We start from the raw sequence: 18,239 nt of genomic DNA on the forward strand, positions 1-18,239 counted from the left end.
GCAATAGGTTTAATGGCGATTTCACAAAAAAATGTTAAAATAAATATGCTGTTAGTTACGCTATTTTTTGAATGCTTTCTATGTCTCTTGCAATACTGGCTTTTCCATACTTTATTATGATGGGGCGCTCGATCAAAATAGGATTATTGACCATGGCAGTAATTATGTTATCGTCAGTTAATGCTTGGTTTTTATAGTTTTCAATCCAAATTTTCTCCTTTTTTCGCACGAGATTCAGTGGTGACATATCGAGCATTTTCAGCAAGTCAATAATTTGGTCTTTAGTAGGTGGTTGCTCTAAGTATTTTATTGTTTCAAATTCTATTTTGTTTTGCTCAAGATAAGCCAAACAGTTTCTAGATTTGCCGCAACGGGGATTGTGATAAACTTGCATTTTAATTAAGGTTTTAATAGGATTTATATCAAATAAAAAAGGTATTTTTAAAATCACAAAAGTAACTTTTAAGAAGTGGTAATTGATAATATTAAAGTAAAAAAAAACAAATGTTTATAGCCCAAGGATTTAAGAAGGAAAACAGTTTTGCAAGTTATTTATTTGGTTCCTTTTTGCTGTTTGTCGCTGCAAACATTGGTTCAATACCTCTTGTAATGGTAACTGCTATTTATTCGCATTATAGCGGAAGACCCATGCCAACTGGAATGGATGGTTTTGCTACTTACTTTGACTCCAATCTCTATTTAGCCTTGATGCTACTTTCCTTCGTATTTGTGCTAGGTGCCTTGTTTTTAATTTTAAAAAAGTCCCACAATCAAAACATGCTATCTATTACCACTTCACGGCCAAAAGTAGATTGGAGCCGAGTGCTATTTTCATTTACAATTTGGGCTGTGTTCCTAATAATTTCGGTTACGGTGGCTTACTTTTTATCCCCTAACGAATACGTTTTGAATTTTAAACCTATTCCGTTTCTAATATTAGTGGTGGTAGCATTACTTTTAATTCCCATTCAAACGAGTGTTGAAGAATTAGTTTTTAGGGGTTATTTAATGCAAGGTTTTGGGAATTTAGCTGGAAATAAATGGTTTCCTTTATTAATGACAACACTAATATTTGGTGGAATGCATTATTGGAACCCAGAAGTATCGCGAGTTGGAAATTTAATTATGCTCGAATATTTGGTCGTAGGACTATTTCTAGGAATTATTACATTGATGGATGAAGGTTTAGAATTAGCCTTAGGTTTTCATGCTGCAAATAATATTTTTGGAGCACTCTTGATAACAGCTGACTGGACGGCTTTTCAAACAGATTCTGTTTTAAAGAGCGTAAGCGAACCCACCTATGGCTTGACAGATGTTTTATTATTATTTATAACGTATCCTGTTTTGTTGTATATCTTTAGTAAAAGATACAACTGGACTAACTGGAAGGAAAAATTAACGGGCAAAATTACAGCAAACAGCACTTCTAATAGTATTTAAAAATCACAAATTATGGTAACTGAAGTAACTTATAAAAATGTACACAACCGTTTCAAGCTAAATGGATACCATCTTGATAGAGACGATTTATGTCGCGTATCTTATTGCCTGATTAAAGAGGGAGATGAATTTGAGAAATCTATTGGTGATTTTCTACTTGATTGGTTTGACACCAAAGAGTATATCAATCTCAAAACATCTGGCACTACAGGGACGCCGAAGATTATTAAAATGGACAAGCAAAAAATGGTGAATTCGGCACTTGCCACCGGTGATTTTTTTAATTTAAGTCCAGGTGATAAAGCGTTGTTTTGCTTACCAACTGAGTATATTGCAGGTAAAATGATGCTGGTACGTAGCTTTATTTTAGGACTAGATATTGATTTTGTTGCTCCAACTTCTACACCTTTGGCAAGAAACGAAACAAAATATGATTTTGTAGCGATGGTACCTTTACAAGTACAAAATTCATTGAAAGCATTAAAAGACGTTAAGAAATTAATCGTGGGAGGTGCAAAAATGAGTAAAGATTTAGAAGGGAGCTTAAAAAAACTTAAAGACACAGAAGTTTATGAAACTTATGGTATGACAGAGACCATCACTCATATTGCAGCTAAAAAAGTTGGGGAGCCGGCATTTTCTATTTTGCCCAACATCGTCATTTCGCAAAATCACGAACAATGTTTAGTAATTAATGCTCCTAAAATATCAGATCAAGCAATTGTAACTAATGACATTGTCGAAATCATCAATGAGCACCAATTCAAATTTTTAGGTCGGATTGATACCGTTGTTAATAGTGGTGGTATTAAACTAATTCCTGAGCAAATAGAGGAGAAGTTGTCAGGATTGATTCCGTCTCGATTCTTTGTTGGAGGTATTGCTGATAACTCCTTAGGCGAAAAATTAGTATTAGTAGTGGAAGGTGATAAAGGAATTTTTGACGAAAGTCTTCTTAAAGGTCTTGACAAATATGACCAACCTAAAGAAATTTTTTATAATGTCTCATTTTTAGAAACAGATAATGGAAAAGTTAAGAGAAACGAAATCTTAAAAAGTTTAATTCAATAAAAGAAAAGCACCTTTAAAGGTGCTTTTCTTTTGCTATTCATTGTCTGATTTTATGTCTTCAAATATCCATTCAAGTTGTGGGTCTTTTTGATTAATTACATCATCCATGGTCACTTCAATCTCTTTGTCGGGATAAATTCCGTGGCCTTCAACAGTAGTTTGTTGATGCGGTATGACGTGCATTAATCCCATTCTGATTTTTAAATCAGAATGTGGTAATTTAATAATAGGTATAATTCCTGCTACGGTGCCATTGAAATTCCCACCAGTTTCTTCACCTACAAATGTAGCTCTTGAAGTTCCCTTTAAAGTTGCGGATAATATACTAGATGCCGAAAAACTTCCTCCATTGATCAATACATATACCTTTCCTTTAAAAGCCAGTTCATCAACTTCTTGTTCTTTTGTGTAAATTTTTTGATAAAAACTACCGTCCTTATCTTTTTTAGTAGTTAATAAAGAGATGGTATAAGTAAAGGGGAAAAGGATTGTCTTAGCTACCTGAACTACTAGAGGCGCATCAGATAAATAAGATCCTATTGCTGCACTAGAACGCGAAACGACCTTTGATTTCTCTAATAAGACATAGCTTGTATCAGCTAAAAAAGAATAGAGATAATTTATCTCACTTAACCTTCCGCCACCATTGTCTCTTAAATCTAAGATTAAGTTTTTCGTTTTGTAGTTCTTGATTTTAGTAAAAGATTCTTTGTAAAACTTTTTATAAGCTCTATTTTTAAAGCCTCTAATTTTTATAATTACAGTGCTACTATCTTGACCTCTAAATTCAATATTTCGAGTGTAATTACCTGCAGTAGCATCGTATCCTTGAATGCGATTTTTACGTTTTAACGCCTTTGTTTTTTCTCTATCTACTTTTATTTTGGGAGCTTTTACGACAACTGTAGAATCATCTTTGCTCTCTTCCTTCTTAAAGCGTTTAATTAAATGGTTTTCAATGCTGTCATTGTATTTAAAGGTGTATAATAGACTGTCTTTAATCCCGTGATCCACGACAAAATAGTTAGCAAGACGTGTGTTATAATAAGTGGGTTTAAATGTAGTGTTAAAACCATCAGAGGTGAAGTATTTATTATGTTCTTGAATGATGTCAGTTACTTTAATATTGTCGACACTTATTAGTTGCGAACCTACGTGTATGGTACTGTCTGTAGATTTATTTTTTAAGACATATAATTTGTTATCATTGAAACCCAATTCAATTTGCGAAAAGGGTCCCATTCCTTTTTCTTCAAGTACTTTACTTTCCTTAGTACTTAGTCGCTTCATAGGAGGATAGACAATCATATGCCCTTGTTTAACAGCAGCGACAATCGGACTAATTTTTTTGTAAAACTCTAAGGGTTTTAAAGGTGTTTTTAAACTGTTTTTTAAACTATCAAATTTATGGTCTAAATCCTCTTTACTGATGAAGCCGTATAGAAAAGGGTGCAACTGCTGTAATTTTTTATAGGTGAAATCAACATCGTTTTTTAAATCGTTGACAGGAATTTTAGTGTCATAATGTTGGTTATATTTTTCAACAGAATTGCATTGTATAAAAACCGCCAGTATTGTAATTAATAGTAGTACTTTTTTCATGAGCTTATTATGCTTTTAGTATTTTCTCATAAGCTCTTCTCGCGCTACCTCTAAAGTAAACTTCACCACAATATACGTAGTGCAATTTTTCAAAAATAGCAATCATTGCTTGATTGTCAAAGTTGGTGTCGGCTTTTATACTCTTTATAGAATGGGTTTTAGCAAAGTTTTCAATCTCTTGCATTAGTATTTTGGCGATTCCTTTACCTAGAAATTCCTGTGCAATCGCTACACGGTGAAAAACCACGAAGTCGGAATCACTTAACCATTTTCCTTGAATATTTTGGTATTCGGGTTCGTCGTTAATTAAAATCGCAGTGTAACCTATAATTATTTCACCATCTACTAGTGTGTATCCTGCACCTTTATGAATATCATTTAGAATTACAGTTTCATTGGGATAACCATCTTGCCATTGTTGACTTCCATCAGCTTTGCGTCTTGCAATAGCTTGCTGCAAAATAATCCAAATTTCGGGAATTTGAGCAGCTACTGCTTTCTTAAATTCTAATACCATGCTTTTAATTTAAAATGGAAGCACTAAAATACTTTTTCTTAATTAAATTGAATGTTCGAAATACTATTTTTTATCGATTTTATGAATTGCAAGTTACAAGAACAAACCAATAACAACTTGATGCTGCTTAAGTAAGCTGATTACGAAGCATGAAAGGCGCTAACATAGCACTGTTTGTATGTATCGTTTGCATTCAGTGTGAGGTTGTTTATCAGGTATATAGGATTTTACAAGTAATTGTTTTAAGTAGTAAAATAATAAACCTCGTTTATGAAAACGAGGTTATATAATTGTGTGCAAATTTTATTTGTTGAGATATTTTTTAATTCCGTAACTAGCGACGACTCCCTCACCGGTAGCAGCGGCCACTTGCGCAATAGCGCCAAAACGACAATCACCAGCAGCAAAGATTCCTGGTACACTTGTTTGATTTAAGTCTTTTGTTAAGATATGACCACTTTGAGAAAGATTTAAAAATCCTTCAAAAGCTTTTGTATTTGGAATTAATCCAATAAAGGTAAATACGCCATCAGCTTTTACCTCCTCTTCTTTATTGGTTTCGTTATCAACATAAACTAATTTATCAAAATTCCCTTCGCTGTTAGCGATAAATTCTTTTGGTTTTTTATTCAGTAGCACCTCTATATTTTTGAAGGTTTCTAGCTTTTCTGTATAAATTTCGTCTGCTGAAAACGTTTCGCTACGGTGTACAATTGTCACTTTTTTACAAAAGCCAGCTAAAAACATACCTTCTTCAAGTGCACTATTACCTCCGCCAATTACAATAACTTCTTTGTCTCTGTAAAAAGCACCGTCGCAAGTAGCACAATAATGAATTCCTGATCCAATCAGCTCTGCTTCACCTGGAATGCCAAGAGTGCGGTAAGTACTTCCTGTACTAATAACAATTGATTTAGCTCTGTATTCTTGAGACTTGGTATGTATTTTAAAAAATGTGGCTGTTGGTTCAATTTTGATAATTTCAATACCTGTCTCAATTTTTGCTCCAAGTACAGTCGCTTGTTCTTCCATGCGGTCCATCAAGTCTGGACCTGACACCTCTTTAAAGCCAGGGTAGTTTTCAATTTTTTTTGTTATAAAAGCATTACCGCCTATATTTTTCTTTTCTAAAATAATACTGTCGAATCTATCTCTTTGCGCGTAAATTGCAGTAGTTAAGCCAGAAGCACCTCCTCCTACAATTAAAACATCGTATGTACGTGTATCTGTAATCTCATCGATTTCTAATATTTCGGTTAATTTAATGTTGTCAGGATTAGAGTAGGCTGTACCATTAATTAAAATAGTGGGGATTATTCTTTTGCCTTTATTCACCTCCATAACATATTCGCTAGCACCGTCAGTTTTTTCGACATCTATAAACTCAAAATTAATTTGGTTATCCTGCAAAAAACGTTTTGCTCGGCGACAATCGGGGCACCAATCAGCGCCATATAGTTTGACTTTACCCTGTTTATTAATTCCTAAAATCCCAGCGAGCTCATGGTTTTGAGGATTGCTATGTGCAGTATCGTTGATAACAACTGTAGGAATTATTCTTTTTCCTTTATTATATTCCTCAACTAATTTTGATGCTTCTGGAGTGATATCGAGATTGATGTATTCAAAATCAATATTGTTTTGTGTAAAAAAGCTTTTGGTTCTTCTACAATCAGGACACCATTCAGCACCGTACATTTTTATCTTTTGGGACATAACTTTATTTTTTATTGAATATAATCGCTTCTTCTTTTAATTGTTTAATTGACTGTTAAGTTAGTAAAAAAGAAGTTAAGCGCTCGCTAACAATCGCAATTGAATTGCAATTAGAAACTAATGCTATGTTTTTACTTTGTAATGGTGATTTGATTATTTGAAACTTAGCAAATATTTAAAAATAAAAACGTGACTCAAAAGTTTACCAAAAATTAAAGTTATTACCAGTCAGGCTTTATTTTGAGAAAATTGAATTTTTCACTAAAAATTCTGTCTCATGAATTTCAGCGTAGTCTTCCAGTGACCCTATGTGTAATACTATCGGTTTTTCTGAATCAGTAGTGGCAATTATTCGATGTTCTTTTTGGTAGGAGAAATGATGCGATTTGTCAAATAAGCTTAATATGTGATCATTTTTTTTATAATCATGGTATTTGACTAAATTATGTGAATAAGCAATATTATTTTTATCAAGCTGACAAAAAATTGCTTTCAAAAATTTATCTACATCTTTGATGATTATACAATGAGAACCAAAATTATTTACCCTAGAGTCTATAGTATGTTTATCTTTATTTACTAATAGCTTGTCAGTTAATGCATAACTGCAAAAAATATTTCCTAAATGATCATCGCTATTTTCTAGCAATTGTAACTTATTAATCTTAAGATTTAAAGGTTCTCCAAATTTTTCTAAAGTTAGTTGCCCTTTATTGAAATTTTTTAAACTAATAGTTCCTTCATATTTATCACCAATAGCTATTCTTGTAGATTTTTTAAAGCTTTTTATTGTATTCATAAAGACCTCTCCTTGGTAAAACAACTTTTTTATGTTTTGTTCTTCTCCAAACTTGATTAAGTAGCGAATTGTTATTTTCATTATTTTGTTTTTATTAGATTCTAATCAGATAAATCTCTTTTCTAATAACAATAAATATAATATTAAATCCCAAACCAAAATATCTGTTTGCAAGTTAATACTGTAGTAGAAGTACTTATGAAAATACAATCGTAAAAAAATAGCCCCGATAGCAGCGGCATCCTTCTTGTTGTTTAAAACAAGAAGATACAGCGGATAGCGGGACATAAGTTATTATGAAAATTGGAGTAAATTGCTCCAAAATTTGAAAGTGTAACTATTAAACCTGGATCACTCCTAGATTAAATTGTTTCTCGATTGGGGCGTGGTTTGCTGCTTCGATACCCATTGAAATCCAAGTTCTGGTATCTAAAGGATCGATGATAGCATCTGTCCAAAGGCGGGAGGCAGCATAATATGGAGATACTTGTTCGTCATAACGTGCTTTTATTTTAGCAAAAAGAGCCGCTTCCTTAGCCTCGTCTACCACTTCACCACTTTTCTTTAACGATGATGCTTCGATTTGTGCCAATACCTTAGCAGCTTGAGTTCCGCCCATTACGGCAAGTTCGGCACTTGGCCAAGCAAAAATTAAACGTGGATCGTATGCTTTTCCACACATGGCATAATTTCCAGCACCATAAGAATTTCCTACGATAACCGTGAATTTAGGAACGACTGAATTACTTACAGCATTTACCATTTTTGCACCGTCTTTAATTATTCCACCTTGCTCAGATTTAGATCCCACCATAAATCCGGTAACATCTTGAACGAACACAAGAGGTATCTTTTTCTGATTGCAATTTGCTATGAAGCGAGTCGCTTTGTCTGCACTATCAGAATAGATAACACCTCCAAATTGCATTTCGCCTTTCTTTGTTTTTACAACCTTTCTTTGGTTGGCTACAATACCTACAGCCCAACCGTCGATGCGTGCATATCCTGTAATAATTGTTTGACCGTAACCATCTTTATAAGCTTCAAACTCTGAGTTGTCAACCATACGATTAATGATTTCCATCATGTCATACTGTTCGTTACGTGCTTTAGGCAGCACTCCGTATAATTCTTTCTCGTCTAATTTCGGTTTTTCAGATTTAATTCGGCTGAAACCAGCTTTATTGTAGTCCCCAATTTTTTCAACGATATTTTTTATCTTGTCTAAGGCGTCTTTGTCGTCCTTAGCTTTATAATCTGTAACACCTGAGATCTCGCAATGTGTCGTCGCTCCACCTAAGGTTTCATTATCGATACTCTCACCAATAGCCGCTTTTACTAAATAGCTTCCAGCAAGAAAAATACTTCCTGTGCCTTCCACAATAATAGCTTCGTCACTCATGATGGGTAAGTAGGCACCACCAGCAACGCAGCTTCCCATAATAGCAGAAATTTGTGTAATTCCCATGCTACTCATTTGTGCGTTGTTTCTAAATATTCTTCCAAAGTGCTCTTTGTCAGGGAAAATTTCGTCTTGTAAAGGCAAATACACTCCTGCGCTATCTACTAAATAAATGATAGGCAGGCGGTTTTCCATGGCTATTTCTTGTGCTCTTAGATTCTTTTTGGCTGTGATAGGAAACCAAGCTCCTGCTTTTACAGTAGCGTCATTTGCAACAACGACACATTGTTTACCTTTTATATATCCTATTTTTACAACAACTCCACCAGAAGGACATCCACCATGTTCTTTGTACATTCCTTCACCTACAAAAGCACCTATTTCGATTGCTTTTGTGTTAGGATCAAGAAGATACGCAATGCGTTCTCTTGCGGTCATCTTTCCTTCGGCATGCAATTTTTCAATTCTTTTTTCACCACCACCTAATTTTACTTTAGATAGATTGTGCTTTAATTGTGATAATAAGAGTTTATTGTGATCTTCGTTCTTATTGAAGTTTAAATCCATGTTGTAATAGTGTTATAAATAGTTCGTGCTAAAATACAAAATCCATCGAAATAATATTTATTATTTTCGATGGATTGTAAATATTTTTCGATATAAAATTAAAAAAACGGCATGCAAACTGTCTTTTTTTATGAATATGATAAATTGTGATTGATTATTTCTTAGAATCGTTAACTAGTCGCTTTAAAATAGCCCATTGTTTGAGCGCATCTCTAGCTTCGACAGCAGGATAGCCTAACATTGTTTTTCCAGCAGCGACATCACCTGTAACACCAGAACCTGCTCCTACGATAGCACCGCTACCTATTTTTGTGTGGTCTTTTATTGACGCACTACCACCAATGATTACACCATCACCAAGTGTCACCGAACCTGCAAGACCGCTGTTTCCTGCCATAATACAAAAACGGCCCAATTTACTATTGTGTCCTATTTGAACTAAGTTATCAATTTTGCAACCATCACCTACAACTGTTGAACTAAATTTTCCTCGATCTACGCATGAGTTAGCCCCGATTTCAACATTGTTACCAATGATTACATTTCCTATTTGCGGGATTTTTACTAATCCTCTTTCAGCGCAAGGGCTAAATCCGAATCCGTCAGCTCCAATTGTAGCATTGGGGTGAATGATACAGTCATTACCTATGTGGCAACGCTCTCTAATCACTGCTCCAGACCATATTATTGTATTTTCTCCAACAGTACAATCATCTAAGATGGTAACATTGGGGTATATAATCGTGTTTTCTCCAATTTTTACGTTAGGTCCTATGTAAGATCCAGCGCCTATCTTTGCTCCATTAGCAATGTAAGCACTCATATCCACTACCGCAGTGGGGTGAATAGCTGAACTAAATAATGGGGCAGGAGGAGCAAATAAATTTAGTATTTGCGTCATCGCCAAGTCGGCATTTTTAACTTTTATAAAAGCTCTGTTTTCACCCGGTTCAATTGTGATATCCTCGTTCACTACTGCAACAGATGCTTTAGAATCTAGCCATTGTTTTTCATATTTTCTATTACCAATAAATGATATTTCAGTTTCCGTGGCAACTTCTAATTGTTCAGGGGCTGTGATTAGGTGAGAAGTATGTCCGACAACAACGCCGTTAAGGATTTCGTTGAGTTCGTTTACAGAATATGATTTCATTAAATGTTTGTTAGTATAAAAGATTAATAAGCATCAAATAAAATGATTTAGGTGCATACTTCCTAATATTAGTAATGGCTTTAACTAATTTTAGATGATATTATTATAACTTTTTACCATAATGAGGTAAAATTAACATTTTAAATTTAATTATTTTTGCCAGCTAATCCTATAGCAATGAAACTACTTCTATCTAGAATCATCCTTTTACTAATAGTGCTGACGCCTTTAATGGGGCAATCCCAAATTCAAGCTTTATTTAATAACAAATCTCAGTTTCGCAACATGACGGAGCGATGGGAGTTAGACTCTACAGTTACTAGGGGCACTTTTTTAATCACGCCTTATAAACCTATTTATATTTTACCTACAAGATGGTCTAGTAATCCCAATGAAAAGCCAGTTTCTGGAAATCCTAGCGATGATTATATTTCGCAGGATGGATTGAATTACAATAACATCGAATCTCGTTTTCAAATTAGTTTTAAGACTAAAGTAATGCAGGACATTTTTTGGGGACACGGGGATTTGTGGATCGCCTATACGCAAGTCTCGCATTGGCAAATTTATAATAATAGTTTATCACGCCCTTTTAGAGAAATAAATTATGAGCCAGAAATTATTTTGAATTTTCCTGTAAATGTAAATTTATTAGGATTTAAAATGAAAATGGCGGGAGTGTCATTTACGCATGAATCGAATGGTAAAAGTTTGCCGCTATCACGAAGTTGGAATAGAGTAATTTTTCACGCTGGATTTGAAAAGGATCGTTGGACTGTTTATGTTAGACCTTGGTTGAGAATGAAAGCGACTAAAGATGATAATCCAGATATTGCAGAGTATTTAGGATATGGTGATATAAATGTTATTTATGGTCAAAACGGTCACATATTTTCATTTAAAGGAAACCACAATTTACATTTTAATTCAAGGTCAAAAGGAAGTGCTACCTTTTCATACTCATACCCAATAAAAGACAATTTAAAAGGGCATTTATTGATTTCTAATGGATATGGCGAAACGTTAATTGATTACAATAATAAACAAACAACAATTGGATTAGGTATTTCGTTAATCGAATGGCTATAAAAAAAATCCCCTTTACATTTTGTAGTGTAAAGGGGAATTTTTTATTTAATTGTAATAGGTATACTATAACTGATATCAGCAATCTCTCCATCGACTTTACCAGGGGTCCAAGCTGGACTGCTATGTAAAACTCTCAAAACTTCAACATTCATATCGTAGTTGAGCCCTTCTAATATTTCAAATTCGCGTAATTTACCATCAGCCTGAACAACAAATTTTACTTTAATTGTTCCTTTAGCACCATTGGGCATTTTAAATGACTGGGCTATATATTTGTAAAATTCCTTGGTACCTCCTGGGAATTCAGGTTTTTCATAGTAAGGAAAAAAGGTAATTTCGCTACCATCTTCATCGAAGCATTTTCCATCAACAAATTCATTCTTATCAAAATTTTCAGTGCGCTTTATTTGGCCATTTTCATAATATCGCGTTTGAAGTCCTTGAAGTTTATTTTTAACATAGAAGCTAACAGTTTCAATGCTTCCGTTTTTATACCAGCTTTTTGCAGTTCCATTGCGTATGTTTCTTTTCATATTCGAAAACTGCGCACTATTTTTAAGCGTACCATCAATGTTGTAAGTGGTTCTTTGAGTACCTCCGTCAATATCTTCGTAAGTACTGTAATACGTCGCGAGATCAGCAGATTTTACTTCTTTAAAATCTTTTGTAAAATAGATTTTCTCTTGTGCGTTAAATGTTAATGAGAGAAAGAGAAATGCTAATAGAATACAATTTTTCATGTTGTGTAAGGTGATTTTTTTTGCGAATGTAAGCAAAAAATCCTACAGAAAAATAAGTTTTTATCTGTAGGATTAGATGTTAACAGTAAAATAATACTATTCCTCTTCGTCTCGTTGCCCCATCATCATTAAATAAGCTTTTAAAAACTCATCTATTTCACCATTCATTACGCCATCAACATTGCTGCTTTCGTAGCCTGTACGCACGTCTTTTACTAATTTGTAAGGTTGCATGACATAATTTCGTATTTGCGAACCCCATTCAATTTTCATTTTTCCGGCTTCAATATCGGCACGTTGTGCTAACTGCTTTTTTAATTCAATCTCATACAATTGCGAACGTAGCATTTGCATAGCACGTTGTCTATTGTCTTGTTGTGATCGCGTCTCTGAACATTGAATCTGAATTCCAGTAGGTTTATGGAACAACTGTACCTTAGTTTCAACTTTATTCACGTTTTGACCTCCAGCTCCACTAGAGCGCGAAGTTGTGATTTCGATATCAGCAGGATTAATATCAATTTCGATACTATCGTCTACTAAAGGATACACATAAACAGATGCAAATGAGGTGTGACGTTTAGCGTTACTATCAAAAGGGGAAATACGCACTAGTCTGTGTACTCCATTTTCACCTTTTAGGTACCCAAAAGAATAATCTCCTTCAAATTCAAGTGTTACCGTTTTAATTCCGGCAGCATCTCCTTTTTGAAAATTTAGCTCTTTGATTTTGTAACCGTATTTTTCACCCCACATCATGTACATGCGCATTAGCATTGATGCCCAGTCACAACTTTCGGTCCCACCGGCACCAGCTGTAATTTGGACTACTGCACTAAGCGTATCTCCTTCGTCAGAAAGCATGTTTTTAAATTCGATAGCATCAATATGTTTTTCGGTTGCATCATATTGCGCTTCTAGCTCTTCATTTGTGTATTCTCCCTCCCTATAAAATTCATAGGCAAGTTGCAATTCATCTGTCATCTCGACAGCTTTATCGTAGTCTTCAATCCATTTTTTCTTGTTTCGAAGATTCTTTACAATAACCTCTGCTTCCTTGGCGTTATTCCAGAAATCAGGGGCAAAAGTCTTTTCTTCCTCGTTAGAAATTTCGATTAATTTGGCATCAACGTCAAAGATACCTCCTCAACGCACCAAGGCGCTCTACAATACCTTTAATTTGTTCGGTAGTTGTCATAAATTGTGTAATTTTGTTGGACAAAAATAATAAAATTTAAGAAGAGGCAAGTACCGACTTGTCTTTTTAAATAAATATAAAATGGCTATATGGAAATAAATTTAGTTAGCGATACGATTACTAAGCCTACATACGAAATGTTACAGTATATGTTCAATGCCGAAGTAGGCGATGACGTATACAAACAAGATCCTACTGTAATAGAATTAGAGGATACTATAGCACAACTTTTTGGCATGGAAGCGGGACTTTTTTTCCCGTCAGGAACTATGGCAAATCAAGCAGCGTTGAAATTACATACACAACCAGGCGAACAAATTATTGCTGATAAATATGCGCACGTTTACCTTTATGAAGGTGGTGGGGCGTCCTTTAATAGTGGTGTTTCTTTTTCATTACTTGACGGAGATCGCGGGATGATTACTGCAGAGCAGGTAGCTGGAGCAATCAACGATCCTGAATTCTATCACAGTCCTTTAACGAGTTTAGTTTGCGTCGAGAATACAACAAATAAAGGGGGTGGTGCCTGTTACGAGTTAGAAGACTTACAAAAGATCAAAGCTGTTTGTGATGCAAACAATCTAAAGTTTCACCTTGATGGCGCTCGCATCTGGAATGCTTTAATCGCCAAAAAGCAAAATCCGAAATCCTATGGAGAAATCTTTGATACGATATCAGTGTGTTTGTCTAAGGGATTGGGTGCGCCTATTGGGTCTGTATTATTAGGAGATAAAAAGACCATTCACCGTGCGTTACGCATTCGTAAAATTTTAGGTGGAGGTATGCGACAAGTGGGTTATCTAGCTGCTGCAGGATTATATGCTTTAGATAATAACATTACACGTCTTGCTGAAGATCACCGTAGAGCAAAGGAAATTGCAGGAATTTTAAATAAAAGAGAATGGGTTGCTAGGGTAGAACCGGTAGAAACTAATATTTTAATCTTTACAATTAAAAGCAATTACAGTGAAAAGCACTTGATTGAAAAATTAAAGCAAAAAAATATTTCAATTAGCTCTATGGGGCAAGGGAAGTTAAGAATGGTTACCCATCTAGATTATAGAGAAGTGATGCATACTTATGTTCTTGAAACATTAAATAAATTAGAGTTGTAAACTATTGTTTTTTTTAATTTTAGTAGCACCAACTATAAAAATAAATGCCACAATTTAAAAGAAAAAGGTACAGATTATGCTGTAGATTCTTTTAAATTGTGGCATATTTATTTTGGCTTTAAGCCAAAGCAACTTTTTATTGGTAAAGCCAACGAAAATTGCTGATTCAATATGATTTTCTCCTTATTTAAACATGTTTTCCATTCCTGGAATCATTGGCATGTCCATTTTTGCAACAGCATCAAGTTCAGCATCGTTTACTTTAGATGCTTTTTCGATTGCTTTATTCATTACTAATATAAGGTAATCTTCAAGTTGCTCTTTGTCTTCTAATAGTTCGTCAGCAATAGTCATAGATTTTACTTTTCTATTTGCTGTCATCGTTATCTTTAATAATCCGTCAGTACTTTGCTCATCAACAAGAACAGAATCTAAACGCTTTTTTGTTTCTTCAATTTTATTTTGGGTTTCTTTTAATTTACCCATCATTCCCATTAAATCCATTTTTGCTCTTTTTAAAGTTATTGAATACGAAATTACAGTTTTTAACGCAATAAGCAATAGTAAATAACATCAAAAGCTTTTGTGTACTCTATGGCGATTGTGTTATTTTTGTAAAAATTACTAAGTACAAAAAATGATAAAAAATATACAGCCACCTATTGCAAAGGTGATCCCTACAGTCCTTGAGAAATTTGGAGACATTAGAACCGATAATTATTTCTGGTTAAAAGAGCGCGAAGATCCTGAGGTAATCGAATATTTAAATAAAGAAAATGAATATTATGAGGCGATGACTGCTCATACTAAGGATTTTCAAAAAGATTTATTTGAAGAAATGAAAGCCCGCATCAAGGAAGATGATGAATCTGTTCCTTATTTATACAATGGCTATTATTACATTACTAGATTCGAAAAAGGAAAAGATTACCCTATTTATTCTCGAAAAAAAACTAGTCTAGACGCTCCTGAAGAAATCATGTTTGATTGCAATGAGTTGGCTATAGGCCACAAGTATTTCCAATTAAGCGGATTGAGCATTAGCAATGATAATCAATTGGCCGCTTACGCAGTAGACACTGTTGGTAGAAGAATTTATACACTGCACGTTAAAAATTTGACTACTGGCGAAATTTTAATTGATAAGATCGAAAGCACCACTGGAAATTCTACTTGGGCTAACGATAATAAAACCATGTTTTATACCAATCAAGACCCAAAAACGTTGCGATCTGATAAAGTATTAAAGCACGTTCTAGGTACAGCAACTGAGACAGATGTATTAGTTTATTTTGAAGAAGACGACACCTTTGATGTTGCTGTAGGAAAAGAGAAATCTAGAAAATATATTTTAATAAGTTCATCTAGTACATTAACAACCGAATTTAGAACATTACTAGCTGACAAACCTGACGGAAAATTTAAAGTGTTCCAAAAAAGAGTGCGCGGGTTAGAATATAGTATTTCGTATTACGGTGGCTATTTTTATATCGTAACTAATAAGGATAAGGCAACCAACTTCAAGTTGATGAAAACAACAGAGAAGTTAACCAATAGAAAATATTGGGAAGAAGTGATCATGCACCGTGAGGATGTTTTACTTGAGGATATTGATATTTTCAAGGATTTCTTAGTAGTTTCTGAACGTAGTAATGGTCTCAACCGCATTAGAATCATGCCTTGGAATGGGGACATGGAATACTTTCTACCATTTGAGAGCGAAACCTATACTGCATACACAACCGCAAATGTCGATTTTGATACTGATATTTTGCGATACGGTTACCAATCAATGGCTACGCCTTCCTCTTTAATTGACTTTAATATGAAGACTAAGGAGAAAGAAGTTAAAAAGGAGCAAGAGGTTTTAGGTGGTTCTTTTGACAAAAATAATTATATCGAAGAGAGAGTTTGGGCTACAGCCAAAGACGGAACTAAAATCCCTATGTCGATGGTATATCATAAAGACATGCAAAAAACGGGAGATAATCCTTTATTGTTGTATGCTTACGGTTCTTATGGTCATTCTATGGATGCTTATTTTTCGACCACAAGACTGTCGTTGCTAGACAGAGGCTTTATTTATGTCATCGCTCATATTCGTGGAGGGGAAGATCTAGGGAGACCTTGGTATGAAGGAGGTAAATTAGCTAAAAAGAAAAATACCTTCACTGATTTTATTGATTGCTCAAAATATGTTATTGAGCACAAATACACCTCTGCTAAGCATTTGTATGCCGAAGGTGGTTCTGCAGGTGGATTATTGATGGGAGCAATTATCAATATGGCGCCTCAATTGTACAATGGTATTATTGCACAAGTTCCATTTGTGGATGTTGTGACTACAATGCTTGACGATTCGATTCCTTTGACGACAGGGGAGTATGACGAGTGGGGGAATCCTAACGTTAAAAAGTATTATAAATATATGAAGTCTTATTCTCCTTATGATAATTTAAAGGAGAAGAAATATCCTAATATCTATGTTTCTACTGGTTTACATGATTCGCAAGTACAGTACTGGGAACCTGCAAAATGGGTTGCCAAGATGCGAACATTAAAAAAAGATGATACTGTCTTGTATTTAGATACAAATATGGATGCAGGACATGGTGGTGCATCAGGAAGATTTGAAGCATTGAAAGAATTGGCAAAAGAATTTAGCTTTTTGTTAGATTTAGAGAGAATTACAAATTAATTAGAGATTTTTTAGTTAAATTTGAGAGCTATCAAGGTTTGTAAAATCAACCTTTTTTAACCGTTTTTTTATGAAAGAGGAAATAAATGCTTACAATAATGTCTTAGAATTAATAGGGAATACACCCCTTATAAAACTAAATAAAGTCACTGAAAAGTTAGAGGGTAATTTCTTTGCAAAAGTAGAAGCTTTTAATCCAGGGCATTCATCAAAAGACAGAATTGCATTATATATAATTGAGGAGGCTGAGAGAAAAGGAATTTTGTCACCCGGAGATACCATCATCGAGACAACATCTGGAAACACTGGTTTTAGTCTAGCTATGGTGAGTATCATTAAGGGATATAGTTGCATTCTTGCAGTAAGTTCAAAATCATCAAAGGATAAGATTGATATGTTACGAAGCTTGGGCGCAAAGGTGTACGTTTGCCCTGCGCACGTAGCTGCAGATGATGAACGTTCTTACTATAATGTAGCCAAGAGACTTCACGAAGAAACGAAAGGTTCTGTTTATATTAATCAGTATTTCAATCAGTTGAATATTGACGCACATTACAATTCGACAGGACCAGAAATTTGGAAACAAACCAACGGTAAAATCACACATTTGGTAGCTTGTAGCGGCACGGGAGGCACAATCTCTGGAACAGCAAAGTATTTAAAGGAGCAAAATCCCGAGATTAAAATTTTGGGTGTAGATGCCTTTGGTTCTGTATTAAAAAAGTACCATGAAACGAGAGAGTTTGATTATGACGAAATCTATCCTTATCGAATAGAAGGCCTTGGGAAAAACTTGATTCCATCTGCTACAGATTTTGACATGATTGATAAATTCATGAAAGTAACCGATGAAGAAAGCGCACACACAGCAAGAGAAATCACACGTAAAGAAGGCTTATTTGTAGGTTATACTTCTGGAGCGGTAATGCAAGCGATTAAACAATATGCAGAAGCGGGAGAGTTTAACGCTACTAGTAATGTAATAGCGATCTTCCCGGATCATGGCTCAAGGTATATGAGTAAAGTATATAGTGATGACTGGATGAACGAACAAGGATTTTTTGATAGTGTCAATGAGGAAGATGTTCAAAAAATCGAAATGATCAAGTAATAAAATTACGTTATTTGA

At 34.5% G+C, this 18,239-nt stretch carries 16 protein-coding genes; 6 read left to right on the forward strand and 10 right to left on the reverse strand.

Annotated elements, in window-relative coordinates; all coding sequences use genetic code 11:
• Nucleotides 1-55: 55 nt before the first annotated feature.
• Complete coding sequence (arsC, locus tag H603_RS0115310; RefSeq protein ID WP_035676224.1) at nucleotides 56-394, reverse strand: arsenate reductase (glutaredoxin); 339 nt, start codon at nucleotides 392-394, stop codon at nucleotides 56-58.
• 110 nt (nucleotides 395-504) lie between these two features.
• On the opposite strand from arsC, the gene H603_RS0115315 reads away from it, so the two are divergent.
• Nucleotides 505-1,443 carry a CPBP family intramembrane glutamic endopeptidase gene (locus H603_RS0115315; RefSeq protein WP_026709445.1) on the forward strand — a complete coding sequence of 313 codons (939 nt, stop codon included), beginning with the start codon at nucleotides 505-507 and terminating at the stop codon, nucleotides 1,441-1,443.
• A 12-nt stretch (nucleotides 1,444-1,455) separates the two neighbouring features.
• A complete protein-coding gene (locus H603_RS0115320) occupies nucleotides 1,456-2,514 on the forward strand; it encodes an AMP-binding protein (RefSeq protein ID WP_026709446.1) in 1,059 nt (352 codons plus the stop codon).
• A gap of 33 nt (nucleotides 2,515-2,547) precedes the next feature.
• Here the strand turns inward: H603_RS0115320 and H603_RS0115325 are convergent, their stop codons facing one another.
• The 6 genes from H603_RS0115325 to lpxD form a co-directional block, all read right to left on the reverse strand.
• Entirely contained in the window at nucleotides 2,548-4,116 is a 1,569-nt protein-coding gene (locus H603_RS0115325; protein WP_026709447.1) for a S41 family peptidase, read from the reverse strand.
• A gap of 7 nt (nucleotides 4,117-4,123) precedes the next feature.
• Nucleotides 4,124-4,633: a GNAT family N-acetyltransferase gene (locus tag H603_RS0115330; RefSeq protein WP_026709448.1), complete on the reverse strand. Its 510-nt coding sequence runs from the start codon at nucleotides 4,631-4,633 to the stop codon at nucleotides 4,124-4,126.
• Nucleotides 4,634-4,936: 303 nt separating this feature from the next.
• Nucleotides 4,937-6,349 carry an FAD-dependent oxidoreductase gene (locus H603_RS0115335; RefSeq protein ID WP_084157760.1) on the reverse strand — a complete coding sequence of 471 codons (1,413 nt, stop codon included), beginning with the start codon at nucleotides 6,347-6,349 and terminating at the stop codon, nucleotides 4,937-4,939.
• Nucleotides 6,350-6,584: 235 nt separating this feature from the next.
• Nucleotides 6,585-7,229, reverse strand: a complete 645-nt coding sequence (locus tag H603_RS0115340) for a hypothetical protein (protein ID WP_026709450.1) — start codon at nucleotides 7,227-7,229, stop codon at nucleotides 6,585-6,587.
• 259 nt (nucleotides 7,230-7,488) lie between these two features.
• Nucleotides 7,489-9,117, reverse strand: coding sequence for an acyl-CoA carboxylase subunit beta (locus H603_RS0115345; protein ID WP_026709451.1), 1,629 nt, complete (start codon nucleotides 9,115-9,117; stop codon nucleotides 7,489-7,491).
• 154 nt (nucleotides 9,118-9,271) lie between these two features.
• The gene (gene lpxD / locus H603_RS0115350; RefSeq protein WP_026709452.1) at nucleotides 9,272-10,270 is read right to left on the reverse strand and encodes a UDP-3-O-(3-hydroxymyristoyl)glucosamine N-acyltransferase; all 999 of its coding nucleotides are present in this window, start codon (nucleotides 10,268-10,270) and stop codon (nucleotides 9,272-9,274) included.
• 177 nt (nucleotides 10,271-10,447) lie between these two features.
• On the opposite strand from lpxD, the gene H603_RS0115355 reads away from it, so the two are divergent.
• Nucleotides 10,448-11,359 carry a phospholipase A gene (locus H603_RS0115355; RefSeq protein WP_035676193.1) on the forward strand — a complete coding sequence of 304 codons (912 nt, stop codon included), beginning with the start codon at nucleotides 10,448-10,450 and terminating at the stop codon, nucleotides 11,357-11,359.
• A gap of 41 nt (nucleotides 11,360-11,400) precedes the next feature.
• On the opposite strand, the gene H603_RS17195 is transcribed toward H603_RS0115355, so the two are convergent.
• Together H603_RS17195 and prfB are read right to left on the reverse strand one after the other, a co-directional pair.
• Nucleotides 11,401-12,099: an energy transducer TonB gene (locus H603_RS17195; RefSeq protein ID WP_051219361.1), complete on the reverse strand. Its 699-nt coding sequence runs from the start codon at nucleotides 12,097-12,099 to the stop codon at nucleotides 11,401-11,403.
• A 96-nt stretch (nucleotides 12,100-12,195) separates the two neighbouring features.
• A protein-coding gene (prfB, locus tag H603_RS0115365; RefSeq protein WP_157510459.1) for a peptide chain release factor 2 occupies nucleotides 12,196-13,297 on the reverse strand; the annotation gives its coding sequence in 2 pieces (ribosomal slippage) (nucleotides 12,196-13,233 and nucleotides 13,235-13,297; 1,101 coding nt in all).
• Between the two features lie 89 nt (nucleotides 13,298-13,386).
• Here prfB and H603_RS0115370 point away from each other — a divergent pair.
• Nucleotides 13,387-14,412 carry a threonine aldolase family protein gene (locus tag H603_RS0115370; protein WP_026709455.1) on the forward strand — a complete coding sequence of 342 codons (1,026 nt, stop codon included), beginning with the start codon at nucleotides 13,387-13,389 and terminating at the stop codon, nucleotides 14,410-14,412.
• Nucleotides 14,413-14,595: 183 nt separating this feature from the next.
• Here H603_RS0115370 and H603_RS0115375 read toward each other — a convergent pair whose 3' ends face one another.
• Entirely contained in the window at nucleotides 14,596-14,916 is a 321-nt protein-coding gene (locus H603_RS0115375) for a YbaB/EbfC family nucleoid-associated protein (protein WP_026709456.1), read from the reverse strand.
• A gap of 133 nt (nucleotides 14,917-15,049) precedes the next feature.
• Between H603_RS0115375 and H603_RS0115380 the strand changes: the two genes are divergently transcribed.
• Together H603_RS0115380 and H603_RS0115385 are read left to right on the forward strand one after the other, a co-directional pair.
• A complete protein-coding gene (locus H603_RS0115380) occupies nucleotides 15,050-17,110 on the forward strand; it encodes a S9 family peptidase (protein ID WP_026709457.1) in 2,061 nt (686 codons plus the stop codon).
• Between the two features lie 70 nt (nucleotides 17,111-17,180).
• Nucleotides 17,181-18,221 (forward strand): PLP-dependent cysteine synthase family protein, encoded by a 1,041-nt coding sequence (locus H603_RS0115385; RefSeq protein ID WP_026709458.1) that lies wholly within the window; start codon nucleotides 17,181-17,183, stop codon nucleotides 18,219-18,221.
• Nucleotides 18,222-18,239: the final 18 nt, after the last annotated feature.

This window comes from Flavobacterium frigidarium DSM 17623 (assembly GCF_000425505.1).
Lineage (GTDB): Bacteria > Bacteroidota > Bacteroidia > Flavobacteriales > Flavobacteriaceae > Flavobacterium > Flavobacterium frigidarium.

Bases quoted from the DNA above. Each gene is read 5' to 3' on its own strand.
- H603_RS0115335 (WP_084157760.1), bottom strand. From the start codon at position 6,349: ATGTCCCAAAAGATAAAAATGTACGGTGCTGAATGGTGTCCTGATTGT.
- H603_RS0115345 (WP_026709451.1), bottom strand. From the start codon at position 9,117: ATGGATTTAAACTTCAATAAGAACGAAGATCACAATAAACTCTTATTA.
- H603_RS0115330 (WP_026709448.1), bottom strand. From the start codon at position 4,633: ATGGTATTAGAATTTAAGAAAGCAGTAGCTGCTCAAATTCCCGAAATT.
- lpxD (WP_026709452.1), bottom strand. From the start codon at position 10,270: ATGAAATCATATTCTGTAAACGAACTCAACGAAATCCTTAACGGCGTT.
- arsC (WP_035676224.1), bottom strand. From the start codon at position 394: ATGCAAGTTTATCACAATCCCCGTTGCGGCAAATCTAGAAACTGTTTG.
- H603_RS0115375 (WP_026709456.1), bottom strand. From the start codon at position 14,916: ATGGATTTAATGGGAATGATGGGTAAATTAAAAGAAACCCAAAATAAA.
- H603_RS0115325 (WP_026709447.1), bottom strand. From the start codon at position 4,116: ATGAAAAAAGTACTACTATTAATTACAATACTGGCGGTTTTTATACAA.
- H603_RS0115370 (WP_026709455.1), top strand. From the start codon at position 13,387: ATGGAAATAAATTTAGTTAGCGATACGATTACTAAGCCTACATACGAA.
- H603_RS0115385 (WP_026709458.1), top strand. From the start codon at position 17,181: ATGAAAGAGGAAATAAATGCTTACAATAATGTCTTAGAATTAATAGGG.
- H603_RS17195 (WP_051219361.1), bottom strand. From the start codon at position 12,099: ATGAAAAATTGTATTCTATTAGCATTTCTCTTTCTCTCATTAACATTT.
- H603_RS0115380 (WP_026709457.1), top strand. From the start codon at position 15,050: ATGATAAAAAATATACAGCCACCTATTGCAAAGGTGATCCCTACAGTC.
- H603_RS0115320 (WP_026709446.1), top strand. From the start codon at position 1,456: ATGGTAACTGAAGTAACTTATAAAAATGTACACAACCGTTTCAAGCTA.
- H603_RS0115355 (WP_035676193.1), top strand. From the start codon at position 10,448: ATGAAACTACTTCTATCTAGAATCATCCTTTTACTAATAGTGCTGACG.
- H603_RS0115315 (WP_026709445.1), top strand. From the start codon at position 505: ATGTTTATAGCCCAAGGATTTAAGAAGGAAAACAGTTTTGCAAGTTAT.
- H603_RS0115340 (WP_026709450.1), bottom strand. From the start codon at position 7,229: ATGAAAATAACAATTCGCTACTTAATCAAGTTTGGAGAAGAACAAAAC.